The organism is Vibrio sp. DNB22_10_4 (assembly GCF_052879755.1).
The window spans coordinates 1141520-1161542 of the sequence record NZ_JBNNXW010000001.1 but is presented as its reverse complement, the minus strand read 5'-3'; the positions used below and the strand labels follow the sequence as shown (position 1 = coordinate 1161542).

Below are 20023 nucleotides of genomic sequence, written 5' to 3'. Positions count from 1 at the left end.
AATTAATGAAAAAAAGAAATAAAGCGATCATCTTATCCAGTCTAATAGCCGTCGTCGTCACGTCTCTGCTGTTACTTTGCTTTTGGTTGTTGGGTTGGTTCGGGGCAGAGCCCGCGTGGATCGTTGTCCTTCAAACTCTTGGGGCACTGGCGGTATTGATTGGTTCTTGTCTTGGTAGTTTCCGCTTATTTACCAGAGAGCGAGTCAATGAGGATGACAGAAAGCTTGAGCTATGGCGAGCTGAAGAGATCAAACGCACTTTCAATTTAGTTTGGAAAAAGCACTCTAAGCTTGCGGCGAATCCATATTCGATCCCTTGGTATGTTCAACTTACCGAAGATCCAAGTCACGACCAATCTTTGCTGCAGCAAATGGGATTCGAACTTATTGACCCTGTAGACGAGTTGCCAACCGATTTAGTCGCAGTGCGCTTTTGGGCGTCTGATTCAGCGATTATTGTCACTATCGACTTGATGATGTCCAAAGACAGTGTTACGAAAAGCGTTCAATCATTGTTAGAGCTTTTAAAGAAAAAGCGTGCCCGACAAATTTTCAATGGCGCTTTATGCTCAGTCAACCTGGGTAGTCTACTTAACAGCACAGAGATATCATCGAGTGAGATTAGCCAGAAGTATCGCTCGATGCTTGAGGATCTAAATAAGCAAACAGGACTTGTTCTACCTGTCTATTGTGCGTTCACTGATATGGCACAAGTCAAAGATTTGTGCGAGCTATTTTCTCCATTGGATGAAACCGAGCGTGATCAACCTTTCGGTGCCTTGATAGATGTCAACGAGAGTCGCCACTATGAGAAGCAGTGGTTTGATGATTCGTTCGAAGCTTTAGTCAAAGGTATAGCAAGTTCGATTAGCGCGTCGTTAAAGCATCAACTTAACGCCGATTATCGCGACTCTTCCGTAGCGGGATTGTTTCAGCTGTCAGCCTTGCGGTATGACATTGAAGACTTTCTATCGCTCACTTTCAATCAACATCAATTTGATGATGTTGAGCTGTTCTTTAGGGGCTACTTTTTTGTTAATACCGGCGGCGATAGCAAAACGTTGGATGTTGTTTCCGCTATGCATGCATCTGATCTGGGCTTTGACTCGATATCGACGGTTCAAACGTCTTCGAAAACACTCAGTTTATTTGCCAAAGGTTTGTTCCCAAACCTTGTCTTGAAAGAGTCTGAACTGGTTGGAGTGAATAAGAAGCGTGAATTGACTTATCGTACCACCCGTTTGGTGGCGACCGTTGGTCTCGTGGTGTTGTTTGCGGGCTTCTTAGCCATGATAAGAGCCAGTTATATTTATCAGCAAAGTTTGGACGACAAAGCGCAAGCGATGTTAAGCCAATACAAAGACAACCTTAGAGTGAATAAAATTCAGCCCGATGATCTTGCTTCTCCCGTGTTTAGTTTGTATGAGTTGCGAGAAATTGATCAGCTCTACAAACAAGACAATCGCCCGTGGTATGTATTGAGCTGGTTGCCAAGCTCTAGTATCGCTCAGTATGTGAATGAGGCTTATTATGGTGAGTTGACGTCAGAACTGCTGACCTTGATGCGTGATTACCTCATGAAGGACATGTTTGTGTATAACTCACTTGATGACAAAGTGAAAACGCTAGAGCTACTTAACCTACAGCAGATTCTATACAATCCAAACCGCCATTCTTCAGAGCCTCTGGTTAATTACTATATTAACGCGCTAGACGAAGAAGGTAGCGGCTATGCAAACTTAATTGAACGATTTACGTTACTGGCGAAGGATGCGTTGAATACCAAGTCGGTACCACCAGCGTTTGATCCGCAATTGTTAGAGTTAGTGCGCGGGACACTGTCTTCCAATGATGTGAGTGAGTTGTTGTACCAACACATTATGCAGCATAAAGATTTCTCTCGCCGTGTTGATCTTCGTAGTCAACTTAATCCCACCTATGACCAGGTGTTCAATTTTAAACAAGACTTTAGTGGTTATTTGATCCCATACGCGTTTACTCGTGATGGTTTCGAGGAGCTAAGCAACGAAACAGGCTTTCAACTCGCGTCAGAAGCTATCAAAGCTTACGAAGGCGTGATGGGGCGGATTAGTGGCGATGCAGAAATGAATCGAATCAATCGACAATTGCGTGAGCGTTATATTAAGGACTATATACGCTACTGGAGTGCGTTTACGTCGAGTGTTAGTTTGACGACGGTTGATAGCTGGGGAGGCAGTGAGCAGCAGTTGGCGTTAGTTACCGATCCTAACTTTTCGCCGCTATTACAGTTCTATCAAGTCATTGATGAAAACACTAATCTGTTAAAAAGCCTTGTTGCTAAGGAAACACCGACAGAAGAAAATGCTCAACAAAAGGATACAGACACTGCCAAAGAAGAGTCACCGCTGACGCCAGCCAATGGTGCTGCAATGGAGCGTGTGGCTGAATCTATCACTTATCCATTTCGCCATGTGCATAGTGTTATTGCTGCCAATAAAACAGGTAAGAGTCCGTACGATGTGGCGATTGCGGACTTACTGGCATTGAGAGACTGGATTGCGAAATCCAAAGAGGTTCAGTTCAAAGGACATTACTTCCTCGAGCAGTTGAAAAATACAGACACCAGTAACCCAGTTGCGAAGCTTAACTCTGCGGCCGATAACTACAATGTGCCGATATTGCCAGAGCTGATGCAGCAACAGGCTACTTTAGTTAATGGATTGGCATTGGACTCCGTTCGTGAGGTCATTAATCAGGACTGGTCGAAAGTGAGCGATTTTTATCAAACGAGATTGGCAAACCATTATCCGTTTAGTCCATTGTCGACCACAGATGCTGCTTTATCGGATGTAGAGTCGTTCTTCAAACCGAATGGGCAGTTTGACCAGTTCGCGTCTAAATATGCAAATCAGCTAGATATTACTATTAGCAAAGAACTGTTTATTAACGGTTTTGTGCCACATCAGTACTTATCATTGTCTTGGCAATATCAGCCTTTTAAAGAGTCGGTTTCTCGAATACAGAAGCAGTTGTTTACTGGTGATAAGCTAGGGTTCAAGTTCTCAGTTAAAGCAGAGCAGATGTCTCCTGTGCTGACACGATTCGCTTTGATCACCAATACCAAACTATTCGAATACCAAAATGGTCCAAAGCTTTGGCGTGCTCAAGCCTGGCCCATTCCGACTAACCAAGTTCAAGATATTTCAGTTTTGATTGAAGACACCAGCGGTGTTATCAAGCGAGATAAACAGTCTGGGGTTTGGAGTTGGTTTAAAGTAGCCGATTCGATGCATGGCGCCTCACAAGTAGGTAGCAGTGAGCTGATTTGGCGCTATCAAGTTGGTGACAATGAAGTCAACTTGGTTGTTAAGTCAGATGGAGTCGGGCAGCCATTTGATTCAAGTTTCTTCAAACAGCTGACGTTGCCGCAATGGCTATAGAATCCGCGCCTCCGTTGTGGGTGAATACAGTCGTTCCAGAGCATAGGTTGGAGCGACTGCCTAATACGCGAATATTGCACACTGCTGAGCGAGATATAAGGATCAAATTCTCTGACAATGTGTTAGATACCGCTTTACTGCAAAGAGAAGCGCTGTGGTTGTCGAGAGCAGAAACTCTTGGCGTCGAGACTCACCGATGTTTGCGCTTTTTTAAGGATGGTTGCCGGGGCGTACTGACGACGAGTTATATTGATGGTAAGTCTTTATCGGAGTTGATTCGAGTTCATCCTGTGGTTGATCATGGCAGCGGTAGATGCAGCTCTATAGTCGGTAACTTAATCTCTCAAATAGAACAGCTTCATCGTGTTGGTATTGTTCACGGTGATATTAAGCCCAGTAATGTCGTTATTGCCGACAATAGCAAGGTCTCACTCATTGATTTCTCCAATGCAAGACGATTAGGCGAGAACTGGTCTGAGCGTGGCGTGAGCCAAAGTACCCAAAGTTTTGCTTATCCTAGGGAAGATAAGCAAGCAAGCCAACTTCATGACTATTACGCACTTTTAGTCACAGTGTCGTCGTTGGTTGGAGTGTCGCTTAAGCCAACTCGCCATAATTTCGAAATCTGGAGTCGCTCGTTAATCGCCGAGATACAAAAACTGAGTTTCCCAAACAAGCTTACAGAACAAATTATCCAACTAGTGGAAGTTATCGGTGATGATCTTAATAAACATCACCCCAACGTTGCTTGATGGTTCGCTACTTTACAGCATCGAAGCATTAAAGCGTTTAAAGCTAGTAGTCAGCAGTCCTATTAAAAGTAAGCCAGTCGCCGCGAGCCCAATTGCAACGCCGCCCCAGACGCCAGCCAATTGAAAGTGTGGCATTAGCCACCACGCACTGGTGATACCAAAGACCCAGTAACCAATTGCGGTAAGTAGCATTGGCATATTGACGATTTTCATACCGCGTAAAAGGTTCATAGTTAGAAGTTGCCAACCATCCACCACGAAGCAAAGCGCAACAACCCAAATAATTGACGCTAGCTCATTACTAAGGTTTTGGTTCGAGCTATCAAAATCAAACATACCAGCAATGACGTGCGGCCAGGTGCTAAATGTTATCGCCAGCAAGGCGCTAATCAATGTGACTAGAATGAAACTTCGCAGTGCAATCACTTTAATGTTTTGAAAGCGCTCTTGACCAAAGTCTTTGCCTGTCAAAATCGCAGCGGCTTGGGAGAAGCCAAAGTTTATGTTGAAACTAAAATTTAAACACTGAAGAAGTACTTGGTGTAGTGCCAGTGCTGTCACGCCAAGCATGCCTGCGAGTATGGTACTACCATAAATTAGGCTCAGTTCTAGTGCGCTAGCAACGGCTATAGGTAAACCGAGCGATAACAGCGGGAGTGTTAAGCGCCATGAATATTCTGAAACCCTTTTCCATGGCGCGAACCGATAATATTTTTCTTGACGAAACACCCACGTACCGTATGCAAACAGAATTAATGTTGCTGCGAGAGTTGTCCCCCAACCAAGCCCTGCAATTCCACCTTTAAGGGTAAAAGCAAACCAATAACTTAGCGGTACGTTGAGAACGACGGTGGCAAGTGACATCCACATTACCGACTTTGCATCACCAAACGTGCTAGTTAGACCGCGTAGGATCAGTAACAACAGGGTAGGTAACATGGCCCATTTAAGCGCATCAAGATAGTTGGTAGCGATTGGAATGGCGTCAACGGGTTGTTTCGCCACTGCCAGTAACTCATCTGTAAGGTTAAGAGCAAGGCTAGCAAGCGCGGTTATTACGACAGAGAGAATAAGAGCGCCCTTAACGGCAAAGCGTATTTGTTGTCTGCCAAAGGACGGTCTTGCAACGCTTTGCCCGTACGCTATTGCAATGAGGTTAGCTACACAGCCGACGATGCTTCCTGAAACCAGGAAAACGAATGTATACACAGACGCTCCCAATCCGCCGCCAGCAAGATCTTCTACGCTGAGTCTGGCCATCATCCAGACATCGGTCAATACCAGCGCCATTGAGATAAGTTGAGAGACAATAAGAGGAATAGCCAAAGAAAGAATGTGCTTCATAAAAGACTCAATAAAACAGGCGTCGAGTAAAATCAGGGCGATGCTAGTGTATCTGCAGGAGAGCGTCAATCATCATAACCCTTGGAAATGAATGGGTTTTGAATTGACAGTCGTGATGAATGACCAGTTCAAGTGCGTTTGAACAAAGATAACGTGCCCTGCACTGCAAAAACGTTAACATTTTGAGCGAAATGTTAACAATACTCTATTCTTATCATTGAGTTAGCTTAAGACCCAGGTAAACAGTGGATTCTGGGCTAGTAGTGTCGTGGTCAACGCGCGCTAAAGATATGAAAAAGGATTAGGAGAAGTTGTCGATGAAAGCAACAAAAACGGCATTAACAGTATCACTTATTTTGACAGGATTCGTCGCGGCAGAAGTTCATGCTGCTACTGAGTGGAATGTATCTTTATGGGGTAAACGTCGAGCGTTTACCGAGAATGTTGAAAAGCTAGCAGAATTGGTCGAGCAAAAAACCAACGGTGATTTCAAATTAGTGCTTTCCTATGGCGGCTTGTCGAAGGCGCGTGAAAACCTTGATGGTATCTCATTTGGTGCGTTTGAAATGGCGCAGTTTTGTTCTTTCTATCATACCGACAAAAACCCGACAATCACGGTGACTGAACTTCCATTCTCACAAGATGTGTCTTTAGCGCGAGTAGGGGAGATTTATACCGAGGTGTTTAATCACCCAGAGGTAAAAAAAGATTTGGCGAGATGGAACGCAACCTTGTTAATGCCAACGCCACTTCCTCAGTACAATATTGCCAGTAAGAGTGATGACCTTGAGTCTTTGGAAGACTTTAAAGGGCTTAGAGTACGTGGTCCCGGCGGAATCATGAGTGTGTTGGGTAAGATTGGTGCAGTCAAAACAACGGTACCTTTCTCTGAAGTACGTCAATCTATGGACTCTGGGGTCATCGATGCGGCTTCGTTTGCGCCTCATGCTCACCTAGCGACCAATACCTATAAAGTGGCTAATTGGGTGACGACTAACCTCAACCTCGGTTCTGCAAACTGCCCAGTTGTTGTCAATACAGAAGCACTGGAAATGCTAAAACCGGAACACCGCGAAGCCTTATTAAGCTCGGTACCAGAAGCACTTGATTACTATGTTTCAAACTATGAGCAAAATACCACCGCTAAGTTTGACAAAGCCATTGCGGATGAGTCGGTGAAACAAGTGACATTTACCCCAGAACAAACAGCACAGCTGAATGAACTCGCAGCCTCAGTGCGTGAAGATTGGGTGAAAAAATACCAAGGGCAGTTCGACGCTAAGGCGCTATTCGATTATACCGACGCTCTGTTCAAACAGAAAAACTAACTTCACTATTTCTATTTAGTTGTTTTAGCGCTAGGTAACACTAGCGCTCGTTTTTATTTGTAAATACCAAAAGGATTTCGAGTATGTCTGCGTCTGTATTAGAGGACAGCTCGGCGGTAAGTCGGGTCGATAGGGTATTCTTTAAACTTGAGTCATTACTCAATCTCGCCGCGGGGTGCGTGATCGTTGCACTGGTGGCATTAGCGACCACCAATATATTGGGCCGCTGGTTGTTTTCGATGCCGATTAGTGGCTACATCGATTGGGTCGAGCAAGCCATGGCGTTCATTGCCTTTCTGGGTATTGCTTACACTCAGCGGATGGGCGGTCATATTCGTATGGATATTCTTGTTGGCCGTTTCAAGGGGCGTTGGCTGTGGCTGACCGAGTTTATCTCGACACTGCTGATGCTGGTGGTTACATCATTGTTGATATACGGCTCTTATCTGCATTTTTGGCGCGCATACTCCATTGGCGACTCTTCGGTAGATATTAATCTACCAACTTGGCCAGCTAAACTTGTCGTACCCTTTGCTTTGTCAATATTAGCGCTTAGGCTCGTCTTACAACTGTGGGCGTACCTTAGAGCGTTTAAACGAGGAGATGACAAGCCCGTAGCAGTACCAATGATTGAATCTGCCGCGGAAGTTGCTGCCAAAGAAGCCGAAACGGTAAGTGCTGATGATGGCAAGGAGGGGCAGAAATGATGTCTCTGTTTGACGCAATGGGCTCTATGGATTCGATTGAAATAGGGCTCTGGGTCTCTGGTTTTATGTTGCTCTTAGTGGTCATTGGGGTTCGCGTTGCGTTTGCTGCGGCAATCGCGGGCTTCTTTGGACTGGTCTGGATCTTCTCCGCCAAGCTAGGTTTTGAGCGTGGTCTACTGGTTGCCATCAAAATGGCAGGGACGATCCCGCATTCTAAAGTGTCATCACTGGCACTATCGCTCATTCCAACCTTTATCCTTATTGGCTTTCTCGCCTACCATGCAGGTTTAACTCGCTCTCTGTTCGAAGCTGCCAAACGTTGGGTGGGCTGGCTACCGGGTGGTATGGGTGTGGCAACGGTATTTTCAACAGCCGGCTTTGCTGCTGTGTCGGGAGCCTCTGTCGCCACCTCTGCTGTTTTTGCGCGTATAGCTGTACCAGAAATGCTAAAGCTCGGTTACGACAAGCGATTTGCTGCGGGCGTCGTGGCGGCTGGTGGCACGCTGGCATCGCTTATTCCCCCGTCTGCCATATTGGTGATCTACGCCATTATAGTTGAACAAGATGTTGGTGCATTGCTCATGGCGGGGTTCTTACCTGGAGCGGTATCGGCGTTGATCTACGGTGGACTAGTCGTATTTTTAGCGCTAACCAAAAAGAACTTTGGCCCACCGGTGAGAGGCTTTACTTGGAAGGAAAGATTTGAAACGCTGCCGGGTGCAATGCCAATCTTTGCTGTAGTGGGCATTATTGTTGTTTGCATCTATGGTGGTGTTGGCACACCAACCGAGGCTGGTGCGCTTGGTGCTTCGCTTATTCTGGCGCTGGCTATTTTTCATGGTAGTCGCTGGAAAGAAATCAAAAGCTCTTTGATGGAAACAGCAAAGCTGTCTGCGATGATATTTGCGATTATCTGGGGCGTGCTGATATACGTCCGCTTCCTGGGTTTTGCCGATTTACCAACGGCTTTCTCCGATTGGATAGTGAGTCTTGAACAAAGCCCAATGTTGACGCTTCTACTCATCCTTTGCGCCTATGCTGTGCTTGGTATGTTTATGGATGCGATTGGGATGTTACTGCTCACACTACCTGTAGTGTATCCCGCCGTGATTGCCCTAAATGGTGGCGCGGATGTGGCTGCTGTGGATTCTGCTTTTGGGGTGTCAGGAGTAGGGTGTGCGATTTGGTTTGGTATCATCGTGGTGAAAATGGCGGAGTTGTGTCTAATTACGCCGCCTATTGGTCTAAACTGTTTTGTGGTCGCGGGTGTCCGTCCTGAATGTTCGGTACAAGATGTCTTCCGTGGCTGTTTGCCATTTTTTGTTGCGGATGTCATCACTATAGCGGTGCTACTGGTCATGCCTGGAATAGTACTTTGGCTGCCGAGCCTAATGGGGTATGCCTAGTTTTATTCAATAAACAAGGACGGCTGGCTGAGAGGCGGCCGTTCGTTTTTAATAGAGTGTTTCACTTATTTTTCTTCGTTAGTCCAGTAAATAGTGACGTTTCTTACTCCCCATTGCTTTGCCTTCTCAACATCGTTTCCCATATAGATATCGATTTTTTTAGTCCAACGCTTATTCATCTTGTCTAAAACGAAATAGGTACCTTCGAACCCTTTAATTGTAACGCGCTGGTTGTGTGTCAAACCAAGCTCAATGAGATCACGAGAGACGGCGATAGCTTTCATTCCTGGTGTCAGTTTATCCCCCCAGGCGCCAATGTTAGGCGTAGAGTCGGTTTCGCCGATTGCTGAGGTATAGGCACTCGCTTTAACTCTCATGCTGTGAGTGTCGGCGGCAAGACTGATCATAGGGAAATACAGTAGTAAGGCAAGATAACGGATTATCTTCATATTCGTTTCTCACTCCGTTAGAAGTTATGTCTATTAGTATAGTTGACTCCTCATAGTGGACTCTTTGCGGTTAGTAGATGTCATTGTGTTTCTATGGTTCTTTCTGGATACAAGTTTTGTTACACTTTATTGATAACGATTCCAATTTACATCAGCAGTACTCGATGAACTTTAGTCAAATAGATCTTAATCAGTTGGTGGTATTGAAACACTTACTCCAAGAGAAGCACGTTAGTAATACCGCGCTCTTTATGAATTTGAGTCAACCGACGGTTAGCCGAGCACTTAACAAGTTGCGAAAGCTGTTCGACGATCCTCTTTTGGTTCGTAGTTCTAACGGATATGACCTTACACCCAAAGCAGAACGAATTAAGCTCCAACTAAATTCTGTCCTTGCTAACTTAGAAGAGCTAATAGATGGGGAAGAGTTCGACCCGGAAGTGAGTGAAAAAACAATAAAGTTTTTTGGCTTATCCCCACATATGGACTTAATGTTTCCAGACTTTTTGGCGCGAATGCGCTGTATTGCGCCACAAATGACATTTGAACTCGATACCGTCTCGAAACCCCATTTTGAAGGTTTACTGTCCGGAGAGCATCACTTTATTATTTCTCATCACGAACCACCTTTTAGTGATCAAGAGTTGTATAGGCATCGTTTGATACAAAGAGATTTTCGACTAGTGATGTCCGCAGCTCACCCACTTGCGCAAGCTAAGTTGACGCCGGAATTATTACAGCACTGTCATTTTGGACAAATCGCACTCCAAGGAGATAAGAGGTTATCCATAGAACCACGTTTTCAAGCTTTAGGTTTACTGGGTCATAATGGTCAGATTTCTACGCCAGTTCGGCTGAATAATTTTTCGTCTGCAATCCCCATTGCGGCGTCTACAGACATCATTTTTCATCTACCAACGTCATATGCAGAGAGAGCTGAGAGTTGCCATGACATCGTTTGTCGAGAAGTTCCAAAAGAACTGCAGCATCCTTCTAGAGATGTTTACTTGTATTGGCACAAGCGATATCACCAAGATCCTGCTTTCATATGGGTTCGAAATCAATATATCGAGTCAGTAAAAAACTAACGTGATTAAAAAAAGCTCGCTATGCGAGCTTTTTTGATGGGAAGGGGAAGGGCGTTCTTATGTATACCTCTCTAGGCTGGAAAACGTTTAAAATACGTATGCAGCTGAGAGTTTAAAGTTACGACCTGGTTCATAGTCCGCATACCCAAGGTCATGAGACGCATGTGACACATACTGCTCGTTAAATATGTTCTCAATAGATGCGGTTACTGTTAGATCTCGTAGCGTCGTCGGTACCCAACGCACATCAAATTTATGCGTGTTATAACCTTCTTTTGCCGTGTCTTCTTCGACTTTTTTATCGAGGTCGAACACAATTTGGCTGTTCCAATTCATGTCTAACCCTAGCTCAGGAAAAGCGTAACCTAGGTTAACAGAAACGCTATCACCGACTTCATCATCAAGAGATTGCCCCACTACATAACGGCCGCCAGGCTTAACAGAAGTGAACTCAGAGTCTGATTTCGCGTAGGTTACACGACCTGAAAAGTCTGAATAAGTCATATTAACCACAGACTCGAAGCCTTGGATTTTTACGTCACCTTCGTTGTCTATGAACTGAGATTTACCAGTCCAAACGTCATCAATATAGTCATTGATGTCTGTTTGGAAAGCAGTGAACGAGAAACCGAACTGATCGAGCCCAAGCATGCCAATAGTCTGGTAGGCTAGGCCAGCTTCATAGTTGACGCCAGTTTCAGCTTTTAAGTTTGGGTTGTAGCTCGACCCTGATTCTAAGTAAGAACCTGTCAGACCTGGCCCCTTAAAGAGTTCGGTAGCGCTAGCTCTTACCCGCCATTCATTGGTAATATCATACGTTGTTGCTAAACCGAAAGTCGGTGTGGAAAATGAGTTGTCCGAAGCCTTCATATCCAACTTGTAGTAGTTGTAGCGAACGCCTGGTATCACGGTCCAACTGTCGGAAATAGCAATCTCATCTTCGGCATAAATTGCGAAGGTATCTGCTGACTCTTCACCCGATGAGGTTCCTGCATCTATTCTCTTAGCTTCTTCTTTCTTTGCGTCCAATCCATAGCGAACCAGGTTACTAGTGTCGCCAATGAATAGAGATGACTCAGCAAGGCTGTTTAAGCCAAACACTTGTGTATTACCTTCAGAGACAATGCTTGTTTGTGGGTTCAGGTTCGAGTAGTTCATCTGGTTCCAGTACAAACTCGATCTTACCTCGGTCATGCCCAAAGAGAGCTCATGGTTAAGTGTTACAGTATCGCGAACGTATTTGGTTGGTCGGATTAGCTTTTTATGGTCTGGATAGCTATCTCCCATGTTCGACTTAACGCTGTAGTCACCTGCATCTTTGTAGTAGTCATAAGAAAGTTTGATACGGTTAGAATCATTGATATCCCAACCTAGCTTGGCGATGTAGTTTTCGGTTTTACCCTCTTCACCAGTCATGGTGTTGCCTTCACCATCGTTAGGGTTTTTACGGTCAATAGCGTTGTAATAGAAAAGGCCATCGACATTGTCCGAAAGCTGAGAGAACAATGTCCCAGAATAGTGATGATAGTCGTTTGTCGCTATCCCGCCAAACAAACGAGCACCTGCTGTCTCACCTGGACGCAACAAATCTTTCGCGTCTTTTGTTTCGAATGCAACGCCGCCACCAAGACCACTATTGAGCACAGAATTATTACCAACTCTAAGATCAACAGCTTTTAAAATATCTGAGTTAATCAGAAGGTTACCGACGTGGTGAAAAACGTTGTTTGTTTGGCTGGCACCATCGATAGTGATGTTTAGGTCAAGTTCACTTAAACCACGGATATTGATGCTTTGGTTCATAGAGTGAGTGCCACCCACATCAACGCCTGGCTGATCGCGTAGTAAATCGCTGAGGTGATCAGCTTGCTTTAATTCAATGTCATCACTGAGCATAGACGTAGAGCTAGAAATCGTTGTTCCCCAAACTTGTAGAGTTTCGTCTGTCGTTGGCTGATGAGCTTTATCGTCGTTGGTATTTTTAGCGTTAGCGTCTTCAGCAAAGACGTTTGAAGAAAATGCGAGGGTAGAGCTGATAACTAATGCTAAGGGGTTAATAGCGAATCGATGGTACAAAGACATGAACCAAATCCTTTTTGATAATACAACTGAGAATGGTTCGCATTTTATGTGTCAATTATGTAAAGTTCCATGAATATCCCATTCAGAATTTAAATACTAATGATTCGTGAATGTAATAAAGTATTTCATAGATGAGTGATGACATTGAAGTTTAAATGTGTAGTGGGAATAGTAGCCATGGCTAATATTGCCTGTGTTTACGTAGGGCAAGTCATGCTCACATGAGTCAAATCACTACATATACGAGTAACTACTGAGAAGTTAGCTTCTTTACGACATAGAAGGGCAGAGTCGCGTTAACTGGATTCGTGTATGGTTTCACAACTTAGAACCGGATCTTTAACGGTGGAGATAGACAGGGGGTAGGTAGATTTTGTGAGTCTAGTAGCGTGCTAGCAATTGATAAGTTCTATGAACTAGAACGAAAAAAAGCCGCTGAATTATCAGCGGCTTTTTAGAATGTGGCGGAGAGATAGGGATTTGAACCCTAGAACCGCTATTAACGGTTGCCGGTTTTCAAGACCGGTGCTTTCGACCACTCAGCCATCTCTCCGTGTTGGCGCTAATAATAGAGGGGGGGGAGGTAACTGTAAAGCGAAAAATTCATGCTTTTTGACTGTTTGCTTTAAATCTGGCCAATCTGGTGAAACGTTACGCAATGTATGTGTTTTAGAAACGAGTGCCTTAGCAGCAAACGATTCCGTAGCGGATCGAGGCTGATGGAGTGCACAAAATAAAACTTTGTTTTTTATTGCTAAGATATTGTTTTATTGGAATAAAACACCATTCAGAATACGCATGTTCGCTCAAAAATGTTTGCGTGTTCGCGTATGTTGCTTCAAAATATTACGGTTAGTTCTCGCGAACTGTGATTTGAGGTCAAGATGAAAGTTGTTAAATTGTTTAAACAAAGAGCTGATTCTATTAAGCATCAGTCTGAGCTTATGCAATGGATGTCGCCGGCGATTAGAGAGTATTGGACTGAGTTTGTTGATAAAACGAACCACAGTAATTTCCTAGCGTGGGTTCGAGACTATCACAAGCCAGCGGTGAATGAACCAGAAGTTGCACAGGTCGAACCAGAAATTGTGCTCAAGCCCGCAGCTCAAGTGTTATTTGATGAATTGCAAGACCAAATAGGTACAGTTATTCACGAAGGTAGCTGGATTCATGTGGGTCAGGAGCGTATCAATCAATTCGGTTCGATTACAGAAGATAATCAGTGGATACACACAGACCCTGAACGTGCTGAACAAGAGTCACCGTTTAAAACGACGATTGCGCACGGCTTTCTTACTCTGTCATTGTTGCCAGCCCTGACGGACAGTGTTGATCCAGACAAACCACTGTTCCCTACAGCGAAAATGATGGTGAATATTGGCCTTAATCAGGTTCGATTCCCCTATCCTGTGAAAGTAGGCAGTAACCTGCGCGCTAAGAGTACCTTGGTTAAGGTAACACCTATTCGTAAAGGTTTAGAAATTGAACGTGAAATTCGAGTTGAGATCGAAGGTGTGCGCCGCCCAGCATGCATTGCAACATCGGTTATTCACCTGCATTTCTAAATCTAGATACTGAATTGCTAAAGCCCAGTTTTAACGCTGGGCTTTTTTGTGCTTGGTATCTTGGTTTTTACCAATAATTGTTTAATGCGTGATTAGTTATCTATGATTCACGTAGCACACTTGGTAGCGGATATTGAGTCTCTCGAACTGTTTCATCCATCGTATTTGGTTGTGCTGTAATTTGTCTCCAGGACCTTTTACTTCATACCACATCCAATCACCATCTTTAAAAGCGACAACGTCGGGCTGACCGGCTCGATATGCGCGAATGTCTGAGAGTATCACTTCAAATAGACCGACAAGCTGGTCGTTGAGAATGCTTTCCATAGCAAGAGTCAGCCATGAGTCATCTAATAATTCCCAAACAATAAACGGATTTTGAAGGCCGTTTTTGTTTTTGTGGCGGTCAACCAAATAGGCTATGCCTTGCTGGCGGATGTCATTAAGTCTGCGCTCGACTAACTGTTTGCGGCTTTCAACGAACTCCTTGCGATATAAATCCAGAGGCTGGCGTTGATAGGGGTTTACAAAAGCACCCTCAACAGGAGCAAACAAAATGTCCCAGAAAGCGAGCCCAAACAAGGTATTTAGAAACTGATTCTCTAGGTAAAAAGCCTGCCAACCTTCTTTGTTTAGCGCTTCTACAACGGCAAGTTCGACACGGTTCGCGCTAAGATCGAGTTTACGATGTACTTCTGGGGGAGACAGTTTTTCTATTTTTGATTTTGGATGACCCAGCGCTTTGCAAAGAGGTGCTGACAAACGTTGCGCCACCTCGAATTCATCAATGCTAAGTGGAGTTTCGAGCATTGTATCTACGATGTTTTTTGCACTTTCCGGCTTGCCCTGAGCTTTCAGTATGCGTGCTTGACGCTCCCTAGAGGGGGGAGTGACTGTTTGGCTAAATAGAGCCAATGCGTCATCAAATGCGCCGACTCGCTCAAGATCTCGCGCAACCAAATTAACCAATTTATTGTATGTGCGAGAAGCGTGTTTACCATGTGGCTCTGGTATGAATTTAGAAAAATCTAGCAATTCCGGTTGTGATTTACGATCTATCTCTTCATAGGAGGCAGCGAGTTCGCCTATCGCCAGTGATGAGACTACTTCTTCTCGAGAATGAAATATACGTGTCTTAGTAGAAACTTCGTACTGTTCGAAAGTATGGATCCCTAAGTTCTCGAGTACAAACTGAGCGAACTCTTGATGCCGATTCCCAAAGAACAGTAAACAAAAAAGTGGCAATTTATCGTTGTCGACAAGTTTAATTGGCGTAAATGGTAATGATACAGTCGAGCTTTCAAACTGTTCAGGCAACAGTTCAATGAGTTTTGGCTTACGAAGTGTCTTTGGTAGCTCAGGGTATAGGGATAAAAGCTCAGGTTTGGTAAGGAGTTTGTCGGCCAATACATTCGGCGAGCTTGGTAGAGTGATATTGATGAAGCCTGCGAGTTCGAGTTTGCTGAGTAACAGTTCTGTAGTTGCAAGTTCTGGGTATACCAGTTTATCGCTTCGAAACCATTCTCCTTTGCGAGTCATCAGTCGGATCAATAGACATTGTTCATCTTCCTCCAGAGAGTAAAAGCGATCTAACCAGTTTCGCTCCGATGCAGCCAATAGATCACCATACAGCCCCTCTACGCTGCGAAGCAACGTTATGAAGTTACTCAGATAGTATTTAGGCTCGAGGATGATAGGGGAAGGATTACTCACGACATAACCTATAGGTTGGTTTTATGAATTGACTCGCATTGAGTCGTAAAACTAGATGCAAACCATTGAACAGTATTTCAATGGTTTATGAAACATCGTAGCGTTTACCGGTATGAGTCGCAAGCTAGGTATTGGTATGAAAAAACTGCAATTATGGTGTGTATCTTGGGTATTACTGTTTGTGTTTGGCTGTTCGCCAGAAAGCGATGTGCCCATTAAACCAGACCCGGGTTGGGTTTCGACTGAGTTGGAAAATGGTCTTACAGTAAGCCAATACCAAAAGGCGGGTGCGCCGATTGCGCTCAGGCTCGTTGTTCATGGAGGAAGCCTTCAAGAAACACCAAAACAATCGGGTTATGCACATTTTCTAGAGCACTTATTTTTCCGAGTGGAGGATGTGCCTGAACAGAACGCCGCGAAAGAAGTACTGTTCAAATCAGGGGTAAGTTTTGGTGCTGATCTTAATGCTTTTACATTCAACCAATACACGGCTTATGAACTCTCTATAGATGATGTAGAGTCACTAAACGCGGCTCTATCTTGGCTAGCTTATGTCGCAGGTGGGATGACCATTACCGAGAAGATGATCGAGCAAGAAAAAGGAGTGGTCATTGGCGAGATGAGACAAAGAAGACCAGAACCTCAACCCTACGTCGACAAAGCGTATCTGCATTTGCTGAAGGGAACGGAACTAGAATTTCATGACATCCTCGGTAGCAAATCTTCAATTGAAAATTTGGACTTGGAGGAACTTAAGCGATTTTATCAGCAATGGTATCAACCGCAGAACATGGATCTCATGATCGTAGGTGACTGGGGACAAAGCGACGTGGTGGCTAGTATAAGTCGCTATTTTGGTTCAATAGAAAAGGGCGAACAGCCAAGGCGAACCCTCATTAAGCCTATTGAATTTAATGATGAACCTTTAGTCGCGACGGCTTTGTCACAGGAGCATGCGGCTTTGGATCTCGCTTATCAAATGCCAAACCCGATAGTGAATACCGAAGCTGATCAACTCGTTCAACTAGGTACCTATTTTATTGGTGATTTGATTTCAAACAGACTGTCTGAACTAAGCCGGTCTCCAGAGTTTACCCTACAGTGGAACAATTCTCATACATTGGATTTGAATGGCAACCGTTTGTTTGTGATTGGTGCGGGATTTGAAGAGTCAGAGCGGGATCAAGTCCAGCAAGCGGTGACCGCTGCTATTGCATCTTTAACTCAGCACGGAGTCAGTGAAGAGGAGCTAGATACGGTAAAACAAAGTTGGTTATCGTTTAATGACCAATTGCTCAATGATATTCAGACTTGGACGCCTAACGAGCTAGTCGACTATAAGTTCGGTATGCTGCAAGCTCAGAGTATTGCTCAAGATCCAAATCAATATGTTGCTGTTCATCGTCGTTTGGTCGATAAGATGACTTTAAAAGACGCCAATAGAGCCATCAAGAAGCTGCTTTCACAATCCCCGATTATTGCGGTGAATACTAAACTTGAGTCTGTTGATGTTGGAGACATTACTGCTGGACTTAAGCAAAAAACAGACAAGCCTCTTGAGATGGTCGTCTCTAAGGCACTTAATGCTCCAAACACCAAAGGAAGCGTTGTCTCATTGGAGAAGCAAGGCCATGATTTGGTTCTGTTGACGTTAACTAATGGGATTGAAGTTTTATATGCGCAACATGATAAAGCAGCCGATAAGTTCTACGGTTGGTTCGGCTCCCTTGGTGGTTCTGCGGCACTCGACAACGAGTTAATGGCCTCCGGGCAACTTTTCCCGCTAGTTGCACTGAACAGTAATATTGGCCCCTTGACTCCAGAGCAAATAGAGCGAGCATTTCGTCGAACCAATAGTTACATGGAACCGTTCATTCACGACGTTAAACACGGGGTGGTGTTTGGTACCAATGAAAAGGGTATCGCAGATGTCATGTCAGTAATGCATCATGCTATGTCTTTGACCGATGTAGATAGTTCGGCAGTGGATAAAGCCAAGACAATGCTTACCAATGAAATCAATCGCTTAAATCAAAATCCTGAATTCAAAACGTTTAATGATGCGTTTAAACTCGGTTTGGATGCCAATAGTCACTTGCAACCTAGGACAGGAGCAGAGATTGCGATGGTGAATAAAGAGGATGTACTTGAGGCTTACAATAAACTATTCCGAATAAACCGTGGATATAAAATGGTTCTAGTAGGAACTAAACCGGTAACTGAGGTTCAACCGATAATAGAGCAGTACATTGCGAACATAGAATTTACTGGTGAAGCTGCATACCCGTGGCCTACCGCCTCGCTGAAATTGTTAGGGGAAGGAAATATTACGACCGTCGACAACTATCCTTCTGACGACGGTAAATCTAAAGTGTATATGGTGACTGTTGCCGAACGAAATGAACCTAGAACAGCAAAAGATGTGTTTGCAGAGGATTTATTACAAAGGCTACTCAATGAGCGAGTAATGCAAACGGTTCGAGTGGATAATTCTCTAGACTACAGCCCAGAAGCTTATGGTTTTGTACAGGAAGGAAATGGCTTAGTTGGTTGGTCGTTCTATGCACATGTAGAGCCGGAAGACGAAGCGAAGGCCATGACTTTGTTTAACGATGTCACCAAAGGCGTGATCAAAGGCTTCGAAGCGCAAGAGCGTGACAAAGTGGTTGCCCAGCTAAAAAGCGATCTCTCCCCTTGGGCAGATAATCCAGAAAATATGAGTTTTATGCTGTTCCGTTATTGGCTATTGGGTTATGGCATTGAGGCACTTTATAACTACGAATCGGTGGCAGAGAGCGTAACTTTGAGTGATCTTGATCGTATGGTCAAACAGGAGTTTGGTCGAAATTCCAGCAAGTTTTCTTTGCTAATCAATCCTTAAGGGTAAAAATTTGACTGTATTTAAAAGTTTACAGGGTGTTAATTTGTAAAAACGGCTAAGTAATTTGCGTTTTTTTAAAATTAGTGATTGCACTTCTTGTTCTAAGCGGATAAGTTACAGGAAAGAGCGCGATACAAATCACAGAATGGATTGTGGTGGTCGCGCTCATAAGATGTAGATTCAAAAGAATAGGAAGAAGTAAGCGATGTTCCAAACTGATGACGTAAGAATTAATAAAGTAAAAGAACTTTTACCACCGGTTGCTGTGTTAGAGAAGTTTCCAGCGACTGAAGTTGCTTCTTCTACCACGTTTAACGCGCGCAAAGCGATTCATAACATTCTAGAAGGCGAAGATGACCGACTACTGGTTATCGTTGGCCCTTGTTCAATCCATGATGCTGAAGCTGCGGTTGAATATGGCAAGCGTTTGAAAGTACTTCGTGATGAGCTTGGTGATCGTCTAGAAATCGTGATGCGAGTTTACTTTGAAAAGCCGCGTACTACGGTTGGTTGGAAAGGTCTCATTAACGACCCGTACCTAAACGATACGTTCAAGATCAACGATGGTCTTCGCATGGGTCGTAAACTTCTGCTTGATCTCACCGATATGGGCATGCCGACAGCCAGTGAGTTCCTAGATATGATCACGCCACAATACGTTGCAGATCTTATTAGTTGGGGCGCAATTGGTGCACGTACTACGGAATCTCAGGTTCACCGTGAGCTAGCGTCTGGTATTTCATGCCCAGTTGGCTTCAAGAATGGTACAGATGGCAACATCAAAATTGCATCAGACGCAATTCGCTCTGCAAGCGCTTCTCACCACTTCTTGTCAGTAACTAAATATGGTCACTCTGCGATTATTGAAACCGCAGGTAATCCAGATTGCCACCTCATTTTGCGTGGTGGTAAAGAGCCAAACTACAGTGCAGCACATGTTAAAACGATTAAAGATGAGCTAACTGCTAACGGTCTGCCGGCGAAAGTTATGATCGACTTCAGTCACGCTAACAGCTCTAAACAGTTCCAACGTCAAAAAGTCGTGTCGACAGATGTTGCTGAGCAAATGGCGAACGGTGAAGACGCTATTTTTGGTGTCATGATCGAGTCGCACCTAGTTGAAGGTCGTCAAGACTTGGTTGATGGTGTTGCACCAACTTACGGCCAATCAATCACAGATGCTTGTATCGGTTGGGAAGATACTGAGCAAGTTCTACGTGAACTAGCGGATGCTGTTGAAGCGCGTCGTAAAGCGTAAGTAACCCCCTTTTATTTGAAGCCTTTAC

Annotated in this window: 13 protein-coding genes and 1 tRNA gene; 9 read left to right on the top strand and 5 right to left on the bottom strand. The window is 44.4% G+C overall.

The genetic code is table 11. The features are described from left to right. Positions 1–5: 5 nt before the first annotated feature. Positions 6–3422 (top strand): type VI secretion system membrane subunit TssM, encoded by a 3417-nt coding sequence (tssM, locus tag ACVA6Q_RS05010; RefSeq protein ID WP_446646723.1) that lies wholly within the window; start codon positions 6–8, stop codon positions 3420–3422. Continuing rightward, positions 3413–4174 carry a protein kinase domain-containing protein gene (locus ACVA6Q_RS05005; RefSeq protein ID WP_446646722.1) on the top strand — a complete coding sequence of 254 codons (762 nt, stop codon included), beginning with the start codon at positions 3413–3415 and terminating at the stop codon, positions 4172–4174. Before tssM ends, ACVA6Q_RS05005 begins: the two co-directional genes overlap by 10 nt. A 12-nt stretch (positions 4175–4186) precedes the next feature. Here ACVA6Q_RS05005 and ACVA6Q_RS05000 read toward each other — a convergent pair whose 3' ends face one another. Then, the gene (locus tag ACVA6Q_RS05000; protein ID WP_446646721.1) at positions 4187–5518 is read right to left on the bottom strand and encodes an MATE family efflux transporter; all 1332 of its coding nucleotides are present in this window, start codon (positions 5516–5518) and stop codon (positions 4187–4189) included. A 317-nt stretch (positions 5519–5835) separates the two neighbouring features. On the opposite strand from ACVA6Q_RS05000, the gene dctP reads away from it, so the two are divergent. From dctP to ACVA6Q_RS04985, 3 genes are all read left to right on the top strand, one after another. Next, positions 5836–6846, top strand: a complete 1011-nt coding sequence (dctP, locus tag ACVA6Q_RS04995) for a TRAP transporter substrate-binding protein DctP (RefSeq protein ID WP_418642971.1) — start codon at positions 5836–5838, stop codon at positions 6844–6846. An 83-nt stretch (positions 6847–6929) separates the two neighbouring features. Beyond that, complete coding sequence (locus tag ACVA6Q_RS04990) at positions 6930–7553, top strand: TRAP transporter small permease subunit (RefSeq protein WP_353499274.1); 624 nt, start codon at positions 6930–6932, stop codon at positions 7551–7553. Next, positions 7550–8959: a TRAP transporter large permease gene (locus tag ACVA6Q_RS04985; protein WP_446646720.1), complete on the top strand. Its 1410-nt coding sequence runs from the start codon at positions 7550–7552 to the stop codon at positions 8957–8959. The genes ACVA6Q_RS04990 and ACVA6Q_RS04985 overlap by 4 nt, the downstream gene beginning before the upstream one ends. A 65-nt stretch (positions 8960–9024) precedes the next feature. On the opposite strand, the gene ACVA6Q_RS04980 is transcribed toward ACVA6Q_RS04985, so the two are convergent. Then, entirely contained in the window at positions 9025–9408 is a 384-nt protein-coding gene (locus ACVA6Q_RS04980) for a 3D domain-containing protein (protein ID WP_353499276.1), read from the bottom strand. Between the two features lie 164 nt (positions 9409–9572). Between ACVA6Q_RS04980 and ACVA6Q_RS04975 the strand changes: the two genes are divergently transcribed. Beyond that, positions 9573–10496: a LysR family transcriptional regulator gene (locus tag ACVA6Q_RS04975; RefSeq protein WP_446646719.1), complete on the top strand. Its 924-nt coding sequence runs from the start codon at positions 9573–9575 to the stop codon at positions 10494–10496. A gap of 87 nt (positions 10497–10583) precedes the next feature. Here the strand turns inward: ACVA6Q_RS04975 and ACVA6Q_RS04970 are convergent, their stop codons facing one another. Further along, positions 10584–12578: a TonB-dependent receptor domain-containing protein gene (locus tag ACVA6Q_RS04970; RefSeq protein ID WP_446646718.1), complete on the bottom strand. Its 1995-nt coding sequence runs from the start codon at positions 12576–12578 to the stop codon at positions 10584–10586. Positions 12579–13040: 462 nt separating this feature from the next. Continuing rightward, positions 13041–13131: transfer RNA gene (locus ACVA6Q_RS04965), tRNA-Ser, on the bottom strand. A 331-nt stretch (positions 13132–13462) separates the two neighbouring features. On the opposite strand from ACVA6Q_RS04965, the gene ACVA6Q_RS04960 reads away from it, so the two are divergent. Next, positions 13463–14143: a MaoC family dehydratase gene (locus ACVA6Q_RS04960; RefSeq protein WP_429760680.1), complete on the top strand. Its 681-nt coding sequence runs from the start codon at positions 13463–13465 to the stop codon at positions 14141–14143. Positions 14144–14239: 96 nt separating this feature from the next. Here ACVA6Q_RS04960 and ACVA6Q_RS04955 read toward each other — a convergent pair whose 3' ends face one another. Continuing rightward, positions 14240–15856, bottom strand: coding sequence for a VRR-NUC domain-containing protein (locus tag ACVA6Q_RS04955; RefSeq protein ID WP_446646717.1), 1617 nt, complete (start codon positions 15854–15856; stop codon positions 14240–14242). Between the two features lie 136 nt (positions 15857–15992). Here ACVA6Q_RS04955 and ACVA6Q_RS04950 point away from each other — a divergent pair, with 136 nt between their 5' ends. Then, complete coding sequence (locus tag ACVA6Q_RS04950) at positions 15993–18737, top strand: M16 family metallopeptidase (RefSeq protein ID WP_446646716.1); 2745 nt, start codon at positions 15993–15995, stop codon at positions 18735–18737. Between the two features lie 205 nt (positions 18738–18942). Further along, positions 18943–19995, top strand: a complete 1053-nt coding sequence (aroG, locus tag ACVA6Q_RS04945) for a 3-deoxy-7-phosphoheptulonate synthase AroG (protein ID WP_353499281.1) — start codon at positions 18943–18945, stop codon at positions 19993–19995. Positions 19996–20023: the final 28 nt, after the last annotated feature.

What these genes read in the sequence shown, in the direction of transcription:
- tssM (WP_446646723.1), top strand. Translation starts at nt 6, where the DNA reads ATGAAAAAAAGAAATAAAGCGATCATCTTATCCAGTCTAATAGCCGTC.
- ACVA6Q_RS05005 (WP_446646722.1), top strand. Translation starts at nt 3,413, where the DNA reads ATGGCTATAGAATCCGCGCCTCCGTTGTGGGTGAATACAGTCGTTCCA.
- ACVA6Q_RS05000 (WP_446646721.1), bottom strand. Translation starts at nt 5,518, where the DNA reads ATGAAGCACATTCTTTCTTTGGCTATTCCTCTTATTGTCTCTCAACTT.
- dctP (WP_418642971.1), top strand. Translation starts at nt 5,836, where the DNA reads ATGAAAGCAACAAAAACGGCATTAACAGTATCACTTATTTTGACAGGA.
- ACVA6Q_RS04990 (WP_353499274.1), top strand. Translation starts at nt 6,930, where the DNA reads ATGTCTGCGTCTGTATTAGAGGACAGCTCGGCGGTAAGTCGGGTCGAT.
- ACVA6Q_RS04985 (WP_446646720.1), top strand. Translation starts at nt 7,550, where the DNA reads ATGATGTCTCTGTTTGACGCAATGGGCTCTATGGATTCGATTGAAATA.
- ACVA6Q_RS04980 (WP_353499276.1), bottom strand. Translation starts at nt 9,408, where the DNA reads ATGAAGATAATCCGTTATCTTGCCTTACTACTGTATTTCCCTATGATC.
- ACVA6Q_RS04975 (WP_446646719.1), top strand. Translation starts at nt 9,573, where the DNA reads ATGAACTTTAGTCAAATAGATCTTAATCAGTTGGTGGTATTGAAACAC.
- ACVA6Q_RS04970 (WP_446646718.1), bottom strand. Translation starts at nt 12,578, where the DNA reads ATGTCTTTGTACCATCGATTCGCTATTAACCCCTTAGCATTAGTTATC.
- ACVA6Q_RS04960 (WP_429760680.1), top strand. Translation starts at nt 13,463, where the DNA reads ATGAAAGTTGTTAAATTGTTTAAACAAAGAGCTGATTCTATTAAGCAT.
- ACVA6Q_RS04950 (WP_446646716.1), top strand. Translation starts at nt 15,993, where the DNA reads ATGAAAAAACTGCAATTATGGTGTGTATCTTGGGTATTACTGTTTGTG.
- aroG (WP_353499281.1), top strand. Translation starts at nt 18,943, where the DNA reads ATGTTCCAAACTGATGACGTAAGAATTAATAAAGTAAAAGAACTTTTA.